The 10,558-nt window shown below is 38.9% G+C and carries 12 protein-coding genes and 1 other RNA gene; 4 read left to right on the plus strand and 9 right to left on the minus strand.

Going from position 1 to position 10,558, the window contains the following annotated elements; genetic code table 11:
- Positions 1–401: 401 nt before the first annotated feature.
- The 3 genes from BMZ06_RS03005 to BMZ06_RS03015 all read left to right on the plus strand — a co-directional run bounded on the left by BMZ06_RS03005 (position 402) and on the right by BMZ06_RS03015 (position 1,842).
- A complete protein-coding gene (locus BMZ06_RS03005) occupies positions 402–602 on the plus strand; it encodes a cold-shock protein (RefSeq protein WP_014643463.1) in 201 nt (66 codons plus the stop codon).
- 143 nt (positions 603–745) lie between these two features.
- Positions 746–1,426 (plus strand): queuosine precursor transporter, encoded by a 681-nt coding sequence (locus BMZ06_RS03010; protein ID WP_089750003.1) that lies wholly within the window; start codon positions 746–748, stop codon positions 1,424–1,426.
- A gap of 14 nt (positions 1,427–1,440) precedes the next feature.
- A complete protein-coding gene (locus BMZ06_RS03015) occupies positions 1,441–1,842 on the plus strand; it encodes a ribonuclease HI family protein (protein WP_089750004.1) in 402 nt (133 codons plus the stop codon).
- Between the two features lie 267 nt (positions 1,843–2,109).
- On the opposite strand, the gene BMZ06_RS03020 is transcribed toward BMZ06_RS03015, so the two are convergent.
- The 4 genes from BMZ06_RS03020 to BMZ06_RS03035 all read right to left on the minus strand — a co-directional run bounded on the left by BMZ06_RS03020 (position 2,110) and on the right by BMZ06_RS03035 (position 5,361).
- Positions 2,110–2,400, minus strand: coding sequence for a DUF6123 family protein (locus BMZ06_RS03020; RefSeq protein ID WP_089750007.1), 291 nt, complete (start codon positions 2,398–2,400; stop codon positions 2,110–2,112).
- Positions 2,401–2,870: 470 nt separating this feature from the next.
- A complete protein-coding gene (locus BMZ06_RS03025; protein WP_089750009.1) occupies positions 2,871–3,380 on the minus strand; it encodes an isoprenylcysteine carboxyl methyltransferase family protein in 510 nt (169 codons plus the stop codon).
- Positions 3,381–4,466 carry a type III polyketide synthase gene (locus BMZ06_RS03030; RefSeq protein WP_089750011.1) on the minus strand — a complete coding sequence of 362 codons (1,086 nt, stop codon included), beginning with the start codon at positions 4,464–4,466 and terminating at the stop codon, positions 3,381–3,383.
- A 127-nt stretch (positions 4,467–4,593) separates the two neighbouring features.
- A complete protein-coding gene (locus BMZ06_RS03035; RefSeq protein ID WP_089750014.1) occupies positions 4,594–5,361 on the minus strand; it encodes an SDR family NAD(P)-dependent oxidoreductase in 768 nt (255 codons plus the stop codon).
- A gap of 127 nt (positions 5,362–5,488) precedes the next feature.
- Between BMZ06_RS03035 and BMZ06_RS03040 the strand changes: the two genes are divergently transcribed.
- The gene (locus BMZ06_RS03040; protein WP_089750015.1) at positions 5,489–6,049 is read left to right on the plus strand and encodes a hypothetical protein; all 561 of its coding nucleotides are present in this window, start codon (positions 5,489–5,491) and stop codon (positions 6,047–6,049) included.
- Between the two features lie 55 nt (positions 6,050–6,104).
- Here BMZ06_RS03040 and BMZ06_RS03045 read toward each other — a convergent pair whose 3' ends face one another.
- From BMZ06_RS03045 to BMZ06_RS03065, 5 genes are all read right to left on the minus strand, one after another.
- The gene (locus BMZ06_RS03045) at positions 6,105–7,598 is read right to left on the minus strand and encodes a carboxypeptidase M32 (RefSeq protein ID WP_089750017.1); all 1,494 of its coding nucleotides are present in this window, start codon (positions 7,596–7,598) and stop codon (positions 6,105–6,107) included.
- Between the two features lie 109 nt (positions 7,599–7,707).
- On the minus strand, positions 7,708–8,844 hold the full coding sequence (locus BMZ06_RS03050) for a THUMP domain-containing class I SAM-dependent RNA methyltransferase (RefSeq protein WP_089750019.1): 1,137 nt from the start codon (positions 8,842–8,844) through the stop codon (positions 7,708–7,710).
- A gap of 108 nt (positions 8,845–8,952) precedes the next feature.
- Positions 8,953–9,335, minus strand: an RNA gene (gene rnpB, locus BMZ06_RS03055) — RNase P RNA component class B.
- Between the two features lie 99 nt (positions 9,336–9,434).
- A complete protein-coding gene (gene gpsB / locus BMZ06_RS03060) occupies positions 9,435–9,743 on the minus strand; it encodes a cell division regulator GpsB (RefSeq protein ID WP_089750021.1) in 309 nt (102 codons plus the stop codon).
- A gap of 78 nt (positions 9,744–9,821) precedes the next feature.
- Positions 9,822–10,385 carry an SLOG family protein gene (locus BMZ06_RS03065; RefSeq protein WP_089750023.1) on the minus strand — a complete coding sequence of 188 codons (564 nt, stop codon included), beginning with the start codon at positions 10,383–10,385 and terminating at the stop codon, positions 9,822–9,824.
- Between the last annotated feature and the right edge of the window lie 173 nt (positions 10,386–10,558).

A 10,558-nucleotide genomic window follows, 5' to 3' on the forward strand; every position in this document is an offset into this window, starting at 1 on the left:
TTTACATCACTTCACAAAGTTTTAGATAGTTTTCTACAAAAGCTGACTGATTTTTAAACTAACAGTCTATACATTATTGGCCGAGAATAAGGAAAGGACTTTCACAGCTCAGGCTCATTCAAGCGTCGGAAAAGCTGAATAAACAAACATCATTAATTTTTAACCAGTAACCTGAACCAGTAACCTGATAAAAAATCATATTCAGATTATTGACGTCACTTTATCGATACGTTATATTGTAGTTAAGCAAATAAGGTGATCGGAAACATAAATGCAAGGTAGTTCCCATAGAAGTACTCTGGAGTTTATTGTTCCGAGTTTCTATGGATTTTTTATGTTGTCATCACCATTTGTAATTTATCACGTATTACGTGTAAGAAGTTTTTAGGAGGATTCATATCATGCAAAACGGTACAGTAAAATGGTTTAACGCGGAAAAAGGTTACGGCTTCATCCAAGTAGAAGGGGGAAACGACGTATTCGTACACTTCTCTGCTATTCAAGAAGAAGGTTTCAAATCTCTAGAAGAAGGCCAAACAGTTTCTTTCGAAATTGTAGAAGGCGACCGCGGACCACAAGCAGCTAATGTTGAAAAACAATAAATGAAATCCAAAGCAGCCCCTTTAGGGCTGCTTTTTTTATGTTTTCCTTGAAAAAACAAGCCCTCCCTCGTATAATTAACGGCTGTTAGTCTAGCGGCGCGGTTCGCAAACTCCCGCGATATCAAAACTAAGGAGGTAATTAAATGAGTAATGAATGGTTATGGATATTATTCGCTATCATTAATTTCAGTTTATTACTAATGATTTACCGCATCTTTGGTAAACCCGGACTTTTTGTATGGATAGGAATGTCCACGGTAGTTGCCAATATTCAGGTAGTCAAAACCATTGAATTGTTCGGATTAAATGCTACTCTTGGAAATATCATTTATGGAACAGCCTTTTTGGCCACAGATATATTAAATGAAAAGTACGGAAAGAAAGATGCAAGAAAAGCTGTCTGGATGGGATTTTCTACCCTGATAGCTTTGACCATTATGATGCAGCTGGCTATTCAGTTTACGCCGGGAGAAAATGATGTGGCTCAGCCTGCTCTTGAGAGTTTGTTCGGCATTGTGCCCCGCATTGCTCTTGGCAGTCTGACAGCTTATATTATCAGTCAGTATTTTGACGTGTGGATGTACGCACGCTTGAAGAAATTATTCTCAAGTGATAAGACGCTATGGATAAGAAATAATGGAAGCACAATGGTCAGCCAGCTCTTAGACAGCGCTATTTTCTGCTCTATTGCGTTTTTAGGGCTCTACCCTTTCGAAGTTTGGCTGGAAATATTCTTGACAACTTATATTATTAAATTTATTGTAGCTGCTATCGATACCCCGTTTTTATATGCAGCCAAAAAGTTTAAGCATGCTGAATTTTGAAGGAGCTGTTTGAATTGATCGAAGTTTATACAGATGCTGCGGCAAGCGGCGACCCAGGCCCTAGTGCTGCTGGAGTCATTATCAAACAAGGAGCCACGCTTATAGAACACAGCTTCTATCTAAATGAAAGGAATAACCATGAAGCTGAATTTTTAGCCGTCATTAAGGCCCTTGAAGTATGCAAAGAAGATTTCCCTGAAGAAATCATATCTATTCGATCTGACGCAAAAATAGTCATTGATACCATTGAAAAAGGCTATACCAAAAATGAGAAATTTTCATTTTTTCTTAAGACCATTCAGGAATTGGAAAAATTCTTTCCATACGTATTCTATAAGTGGGTACCAGAAAAGCAAAATAAAAACGCCGACCGAGTTGCCCGCGCCGCGCTTTTAAAATTTACAAAACATAGCTAAAACAGACTTTAAACTTGTAGGGAAATCCGGTTTTTCCTACAAGTTTTTATTTTTCCCGATAGCCTTGGTGCCCAGGTGGATTATTGAAAGTGGTTTGATTGAAGGATGGTTGCTTAAGTCAGATTTGTATCTGTGTTAACGCTTATAATTCGAGGGAAGAGCAAGAGGATAAATCAAAGTTCTGCAGAAACGGTCTGTACTTTTAACGTACTGCTTTATAACTGGGACCTGCTTCCTTTCATTTCGTTGCAGAAAGTTCACAGATCCTTAATTTAAAGGAAGTTTGGAAGAAGAAACGCGTTCTTCTATAGACCGATAAGCCTGGCGTTTCGAATTAATATGCGGCTTAGCGATGTGTTCCAATACACTTATAAAAAAACTCGGGTCAAAAGCTTGCTGGAATTTTAAAGTAATCTTTACCGCAATAATGGTTTTCCATTCGGAAGCATTGGCTGAATTCTTACCAAAGTAAATAAATCTTACATCTTCATCACTTAATTTAAATCCCCTCGTCCACAAATCCTCTAAAAAGTAGGCTAATGCATGGTTTTTTTTCATAAGTCACTCCTTACATTTTACTGCCTTATCCCATTACGCTTAACGCTCAACTATGTATAAACGACTAGCGTTTCTTCAAAATAGGAACAAGAAGGTAAGATAAGCCACAATTTTTAAAGTTCTTCTAATGAATTAGACAGTAATCAGCTTTCGACATTATTCCTTCTTTTTCTCTATTATAGCAAAAATAAAAAGCCAGGTGTATTTACCTGGCTGAAATTGTTCGTTCATATGATTTTCTATTTTGTGAAGGAGTTGGTTTTACATTCCCTTTTACCATATCTATAACCGAGCGAGCAGGTACTGATCCAACCTTTGCTAATACCCAAACCATCAAGCAACTATAAACAGCGACAACCAAAAAGATGATCACCATCATAATGTTCCCGCACCCTTCTAAATGATAATGATTTTCAATACTAATTAGATTATAGCAGACCCCTTATAAAAAAAGCAACTGTCAATAAGTTTTATACCCTCTCTTCTAAAGCCTTTTCTTCTGCAGGAATGCGTACCATAAGTACAAGCAAATGCAGAAACGGGAAAACAATTCCCGTTATATAAGCTTGAAACAGCAGTGGAATAAATAGTAATTCCAAAAACACTATAACGTAATTGGGATGAGGAAGATACCTGTACGGACCTTTCTTTATAGGCTTTTCATCAGGCAAGGTAAGGATTCGTGTATTCCATCTCCTCCCTAAGCTTGAGATACACCATATCCTTAAGATCTGAAGAAGGATAAACATGCTAAGAGAAAGATAAAAAACACGACTATAATGGTACGAAGTGAAAGCAAACTCTGAAAAAAGTGAAACAAAGAATAAACTATGGAGCACAATAAACAAAATATAATGATTTTCTCCTGTTTCAACGGCTCCTCTGTTCAACATCCATTTTCGATTAGACCTGGCAAGAGCTAACTCTGCTAACCTTTGAATAACCAAAAATGAAAACAGAATCCATAAAAACCCTTCCATTTACACCCACTCCAAACTTACTATTTCTGAACTAAAACCAGGTCCGAGGGACGTCATACAGGACCTTGTACCTTTTTCAGGTTCACTCGCCATCGCCTCATTTAATACAAAGTGCACCGTGGGGGAAGACATATTTCCGTGGTTTTTCAACACATTCTCTGAAAACTTTAACGTATGACCAGATAATTCAAATACTTCTTTGTAACCTTCCAGCACTTTTCTTCCACCTGGATGGGCTACGATAAACGGCAACTCATTGATTTTCCAAAGGTTTTCGGCTAAAACTTCCTTCATATGAAGACTCCAAAATGATTTTACTAATCTTGGTATGCTTTTATTAAAAATAACTTCAAATCCTGTATCCACTACTCTCCATCCCATTACATCTGTGCTGAACGGCTTGAGTCTGGAACTTGAATTTAATACCTTAGCCGTATTCAGACACGCCATTTCTCGAAGTTTTGAACGTTCTCCACTCATGAGCACCGCTGAGGCACCGTCTCCAAACAAGGCAGTTCCTACAAAGTTACTTACTCGTTGATCGGTTAATTGGAAGGTTAAACTGCAAAGTTCCACACATACTACTAAAACATTTTTTTCAGGGTGACCTTGAAGCCATTCAAACGCTCGTGCCACTCCGCTTGTCCCTCCAGCGCATCCTAATCCGAACATCGGGGTCCTTTTCACTGTTTCTTTGAAGTTTAAATCATTAATAAAGTAAGTATCCAGTGTAGGTGTGTTGATTCCAGTGGAAGATACGAAGATTATGTGATCTATCATAGAAGGACTCACTTCTTGCTTTAAGAACTGAAGATTAGACAAGCATGATTCGATAGCACCCTTCGCATATTTCAACGCCTTTTCGTGAAATAATTCATTTCTCTCCTTTAATCCGTGCGGTTTTTCAAACCACTCCATACTTGCTGAGAACTGTCTTTTATCTATTTGAGCATGTTCGAAGATTGGCAGCAGCCGGTTTTTTTCATGAGATTTGAGGGGGAAAAGGTTATAAATAAGTGATTGTACTGTTTCTTGAGAATATTCGTACTCAGCTTCTTGCAGTCCGGTTGAAAGTATATAGGCCATTCGACAACCTCCTTTTCCTTAATATGCTCCCAATCCGGCTTGATTATGAGCTTAAAGAAAGCTGTCTTTCAGTTTTTAACTTAAAATAAAAACGAGCAATCAACCAAAGTTGATTGCTCGTCTATACTTAAAATCCATAAATAGTCATCCCGCCATCTACAAATAGAGTCTGGCCTGTCATATAGTTACCTGCGTCTGAAGCAAGAAATACTGCAGCACCCGACAGTTCTTCAAGCTTTCCTATTCGGTTCAAAGGTGTTCTTTCAAGAATGGATTGCACATAATCTTCATCCTGTAACAGCTGCTCCGTTAAGGAAGTCGGAAAGTACCACGGACCGATTGCATTTACATTTATTTGATACTTCCCCCACTCCAGTGCAAGATTTTTTGTCATTTGAATAAGAGCACTCTTTGTCATAGCATATACGACTCCGGTTCTTAGCGCTGTATGACCGCCTACTGATGAAATGTTAATAATCTTTCCTTGTCTATGTTGTTTCATTACCCTCCCCGCATATTGAGATAAGAAAAACGCACTTTTCATGTTGGTTGAAACAATCTGGTCCCATTCTTCCTCACTTACGTGTTCAGCTTCTGATCGTATGTTCATCCCTGCATTATTGACCCAAATATCTATAGCTCGATCACCGCGGATTTCTTCCACTTCCTCTTTAATCGCCTCATATTGCTGGATATCTTTACAAATTGTATAAGCTTGCTGTCCTAGAGATTCTACTGTGTCTTTCATTTTGTTTAGCTGCTTTTCATTACGAGCAATTAAAATAATATCGGCTCCTGATTCGGCATAGGCAAGAGCGATTGCTTTTCCAATACCCTTGGTGCCACCTGTGACGACGGCAAGTTTATTATCTAATCGAAAATCCGGTAAATACATACTTAAACCTCCCCAAGTAAAAAATAAATAAAATTCTCAGTAAATTATAACATTTTTGCAATTTCTTTACATTCCTTCCCGCCTCCCCTAGAATAAACGTGATACATAACTCAAAGGGGGACTATTTATGAAGAAATGGGTACTTATGCTGGGCATTGCAGGTACGCTGGTTATTGCCGGATGTAATAATGACTCTTCTGATGAATCAAGCAGTGATTCTGAAAATCAGACGGAAGAACAATCGTCAGGTGAAGAAGAAAGCAAAAACGATGACCAAGCAATGAAGAAAGAAATTATGAGCGTCCAGATGAATATGCAGGACACTTTCCATCCTTATCAATCTAAAATTGCCGCTTACGAAGAAGCCTTGGTTGCTGAAGAGCCAGACCCAGAAGCCATCAAATCTGCTGGAGAAGAAGCCCAGAAAGCCGCGGCAGAGGCTGCCGATGCAGCATCAAGTTATTCAATAGAAGCCGACCTGCCTGAAGATGTAATCACTACATATGAAGAAGCGCTTCCTTCTCTCCAATCTTACTATGAAGAGGTTGCAAGTGCACTAGAATCTAATGTAGAAGAGGCAGATTTATCGCAAGCTGATGAAAAATTCTCGGAGTTTACGGAACAAATAGCTCCTGTTTATGAAGATGCTGGATTATTAAAACCTGAATTCAAAAAAGAATTTTCTTAATTAAGCAAAACCCAGCTGTAACTACTAACAGCTGGGTTTTATAAATCCAAAGATATTAAAATTGATAAATGTGTTTATATTTATGGGTCAGATAGTCTACTAAATAATCTGGGTTTAACCCTTCCCCAGTCACTTCTTCCAGGAGTTCAAGAGGTTTTTTCATCTTGCCATACTGATGTATACGAGACGTCAACCATTCTTGTATCTGTTTAAAATCCCCCTGTTCAATTACTCGGTTAATATCAATTTCTTTACTCATTGTTTTTTCAATTTGGGCTGCATACATATATCCCAAAGCATAAGACGGAAAGTAACCAAAGTCTCCCCCGGCCCAGTGTATGTCCTGTAGCACGCCTTCGGAATCCATTTCCGGCTTTACACCCAAATACTCTTCCATTTTTTTATTCCATAACTCCGGCAGATCCTTCACTTCTATTTCTTCGCCTATTAAAGCTTTTTCAAGTTCGTAACGAACCATGATATGAAGACAATAGGTTAATTCATCAGCTTCAATTCGAATAAGTGACGGCTTTACCTCGTTAATCGCCCGGTAAAATTGATCAAGTGGCAGAGACTCGAATTTTTCCGGTGCGTGTCTTTTAAACAATTCGTAATGATTCTGCCAAAAGGCTTCCCTTCTAGAAATAAAGTTCTCCCAGAACAGAGACTGAGACTCGTGAATGCCCATGGATGTTCCAGTTGCAAGTGGGGTGAAAGTAAGTTTCGGATCTATGTTTTGTTCATATAGTGCATGGCCACCTTCATGAATGGTACCAAATACAGCTGTTCTAAAATCTTTTTCATCGTATTTAGTAGTAACACGAACGTCATTACTATTTAAACCGATAGCAAAAGGATGAACCGTTTCATCTAAACGGCCTGCTTCAAAATCGTACCCCATCCGCTTCAGTATTTCTTCGCTAAATTTCTCCTGCTGCGCTTTAGGAAAATGCCCTTCAAGAACGGAAGGATCTGGCTGCTTAGGAGCTTTTTTAATTTGATCTAACAATTCCGTTAACGCCTTACGCACTCTTGGGAAAACTTCTTCTAATTTAGATACGGTAATTCCTGGTTCATAATTGTGAAGGAGAGCATCATAGCGATGTTCTTTGTAGCCCCAGTAATCGGCAAAACGCTTGTTGAATTCCACCAGCTCTTCTAAATAAGGACGAAAACTTTCAAAATCGTTCTTATCTTTTGCTTCTGTCCACATAGATTCCGCTTTGGATTGCAGAGTTACATATTCACGATATTCTTTTCCAGGAATCTTAGCTGTTTTGTTATAGGTTTCTTCTGCTTCTTCCAGTGACTTAACGAGTACCGGATCTTCATCTTGCCCTTTTAATTCATCGATATAAGATTTCATTTTGTCAGATGTTTGTATTTCGTGTACTTTCTCTGATAGTACTCCTAAAACTTCAGAACGGTTATCCATTCCTTTTTTTGGAGCTTTTGTGCGCATGTCCCATGCCATTAAACCAATGGCTTCTTCATAAGAAGATTGTTCCTTTAGAAGGTCAAGAAATTTTTCTTTTACAGTTTGAGTCACTGCGGTCACCTCACCTTTATTTGAAGTATTCAATGATTTATGCAATTTTCAAATAAAACCTAAAATAAAAGATACTAAGTTTAGGGGCGGTCAACTCCAACATTCTATATTAACGTATCTTTTTCCCAAAGTATTGATAGTAATCAGTTTTAATGAATCCGTTGAATAGCTTACGCTTTTTCGTAGCTTCCCGCCCATAAAGTTTTTCAAATCCTTCATGGGAAGTCAGGACATACACGCTCCAGGATGGATGATCTCTCATGATAACCCCTAAATCGCGATACATCTCTTCCACCTCCGGCCGTTCACCCATTCGTTCACCATAAGGAGGGTTTGAGACTAAATAACCATTTTCCTGCTTGGGTTTGAAATCCCTTAACTGCATTTGTTTCCAGGTCACAAGATCCCCAAGACCCGCTTCCATAGCATTATTTTTAGCAATATCAATTAAGTCAGGATCTATATCTGAACCTGTTATATTTAAAGGCTGATCATAGTTTGCACTATCTTCTGCCTCTTGAAAAGCTTCATCCCAGGCCTTCTGTGGAATAAACGACCAATCCTCAGAAGCAAATTCCCGATTAAAACCCGGAGCAATATTCTGTCCGATTAAGGCAGCTTCAATAGGTATGGTTCCTGACCCGCAGAAAGGATCCACAAAAGGTTCATCCGGATGCCAGTTCGTTACTTGAACGAGTGCAGCAGCCAGAGTTTCTTTCAAAGGAGCTTCCCCCTGTCCTACTCTGTAGCCCCGCTTATGAAGGCCGCTGCCTGATGTATCAATAGTCAATAACGCTTCATCTTTATGAAGAGCAATTTCCACACGATAAAATGCCCCTGTTTCCTTTAACCAGGAAGCCACGCCATATTTTTTCTTCAAACGCTCAACTATGGCTTTCTTTACGATAGATTGGCAATCTGGTACACTGTACAACTTCGATTTTACAGATTTACCTACCACAGGAAATTCACCATCTTCTGTAATAAAGTTTTCCCATGGTAAAGCTTTCGTCTGCTCAAATAAGTCATCAAATGTAACAGCTTTAAACTTACCTACCAGCAATTTCACGCGGTCAGCCGTTCTTAACCATAGGTTAGCCCTTGGAATAGCTGATACATCCGCTGTAAATACTACCCGCCCGTTCTCTACTTGAACGTCTTTATATCCAAGTTCTTTTACTTCTTTACTAACAATCGCTTCAAGGCCCATAGCCGCGGTAGCAATCAAAGTAACCTGTTGATCCATCTTCCTCATCTCCTCCACTATGTATTCATAAAAAAACCCTTCTAAAAAGCAAAGATGGCTTTTCAGAAGGGTGTGTGCTGTAGTAATAATTAAAGTGACCTTTGAATACTCTGTAAGCCATGTTCTGTTCCATTGTACTGCAAACGGCGGTCAACCTCGTACTCCGGTGGCAATCATCTATCTGCCGACTATACGCCGGCCTCTCAGTTGGTTCATTTTCCATTCAGAGAGTGCCCCTACCTATATTTGGGTTGCTCACTCGCGGGGTTTACCTCGTTCCACCCAAAATATTTCTATTTTGGCTTCGTCACTGTGGCACTTTCAAAGTATTCATTCCATATCTTAGCAGACTTAGGAATTTTCCTTGCCGTTAGCTTTACGAAAGCTACCCTGACTTATGGTTTCGTCAGGCACGAACACTACAGTCATCTCAGACTGTGCGAGCATGGACTTTCCTCTGTATGAAAATCATACAGCGATTACCCGAGTATTCAAAATTACTTTATGCATTTGATTCGTCAGCGTCTTAAGAGACGCACTAAAATATTGTACCAGATATTCACCACGCTGTCACGTGGCAATTAGTGGAATCAATCAGCGAATTTATTTCCGAATACGGCTTTTTCCAGATTTGAAACTCGTTTTAAAATATCGTAATTAACCTGATGATTATTATTGGCGGGTTGTTTCACACGTTGTGTCGATTCTCTGGATGACATGCGTTTCAACCGATCATTTTCCTGTTGTAATCTTTCCATCTCCTGCTGCATATGGTCATAATCCTGAATGATTAAATCTAAATATTCATCCACTTCTTCTTGATTATAACCTCTCATGGACGTTTTAAAATCTTTTTCAAGAATCTCTTTACTTGTTAAGTGGGTATTTTCTAAGTTCATTATCTTCACCTCTGTTCAGCACATTACGTTTATTTTTTCAAAAGCTGACTGAAATGTCAATTTTGTATTAGAAAAAAATTATTGGCTCCAGTAATCTGGGTTCGACATCCGCAGTTCTTCAACTATTTCATCCAAATCTAATGGAGTTATGTAGAGAATAGGATAAGTATGAGAAGCAGCATAGTTAGAAGCCGCTGTTAAAAAGTAATCCGGGCTCCCCTTTGTGTCTTCATCATACAATACCAGGCATCCATCGGAATGTTCCACTAAAAACTGGTCTTTCGCTCGAAATTGATGCGGTCCCTCATACTCCTTATTATAAACCGGCTTATAAAAATCTGCCATCATGGTTACCTCTTCATATACCAGTTGGTAGGCTTCTTTCCATCTTTCCTGCTGATTTTCAAATGGTGGAATTACACCCAGATTAATCGAATACTCTTCTTTTAAATCGAGTACAACTTCTCCGGTCCAAAGTTCTACCCCCATTTGACCTGAAATCAGTACCCATTCGAGTCCTTCGTCTAATAAGGAGAGAATCCTTTTCTTAATGGCTTCTTTTATAAAGCTTACTTTATCATCTTCAGGGTTGAAAATCCCAATTTCCATTGGTTTGTAGCCTGTAACAACAATCGTTTTCATGATTTGTCTCCCTTTTGTTAAATTGGACAAGAAAAGAAACCTTTCATTCTTCCTATATGAAAAAATAAGCCACGGCTAGTGGCTTATTTTAATTATTCCATTGGACCCATTGACCCTTGCGGCATCATTGGCATTTGTCCTTGACCCATCCCCATTTGTCCCTGAGGCATCAT

This window comes from Halobacillus alkaliphilus (assembly GCF_900113125.1).
Lineage (GTDB): Bacteria > Bacillota > Bacilli > Bacillales > Halobacillaceae > Halobacillus > Halobacillus alkaliphilus.

Excerpts from the sequence above, each read along its gene's own strand:
- BMZ06_RS03020 (WP_089750007.1), bottom strand. The coding sequence starts at position 2,400 with ATGAAAAAAAACCATGCATTAGCCTACTTTTTAGAGGATTTGTGGACG.
- BMZ06_RS03010 (WP_089750003.1), top strand. The coding sequence starts at position 746 with ATGAGTAATGAATGGTTATGGATATTATTCGCTATCATTAATTTCAGT.
- BMZ06_RS03050 (WP_089750019.1), bottom strand. The coding sequence starts at position 8,844 with ATGGATCAACAGGTTACTTTGATTGCTACCGCGGCTATGGGCCTTGAA.
- gpsB (WP_089750021.1), bottom strand. The coding sequence starts at position 9,743 with ATGAACTTAGAAAATACCCACTTAACAAGTAAAGAGATTCTTGAAAAA.
- BMZ06_RS03005 (WP_014643463.1), top strand. The coding sequence starts at position 402 with ATGCAAAACGGTACAGTAAAATGGTTTAACGCGGAAAAAGGTTACGGC.
- BMZ06_RS03035 (WP_089750014.1), bottom strand. The coding sequence starts at position 5,361 with ATGTATTTACCGGATTTTCGATTAGATAATAAACTTGCCGTCGTCACA.
- BMZ06_RS03065 (WP_089750023.1), bottom strand. The coding sequence starts at position 10,385 with ATGAAAACGATTGTTGTTACAGGCTACAAACCAATGGAAATTGGGATT.
- BMZ06_RS03025 (WP_089750009.1), bottom strand. The coding sequence starts at position 3,380 with ATGGAAGGGTTTTTATGGATTCTGTTTTCATTTTTGGTTATTCAAAGG.
- BMZ06_RS03030 (WP_089750011.1), bottom strand. The coding sequence starts at position 4,466 with ATGGCCTATATACTTTCAACCGGACTGCAAGAAGCTGAGTACGAATAT.
- BMZ06_RS03040 (WP_089750015.1), top strand. The coding sequence starts at position 5,489 with ATGAAGAAATGGGTACTTATGCTGGGCATTGCAGGTACGCTGGTTATT.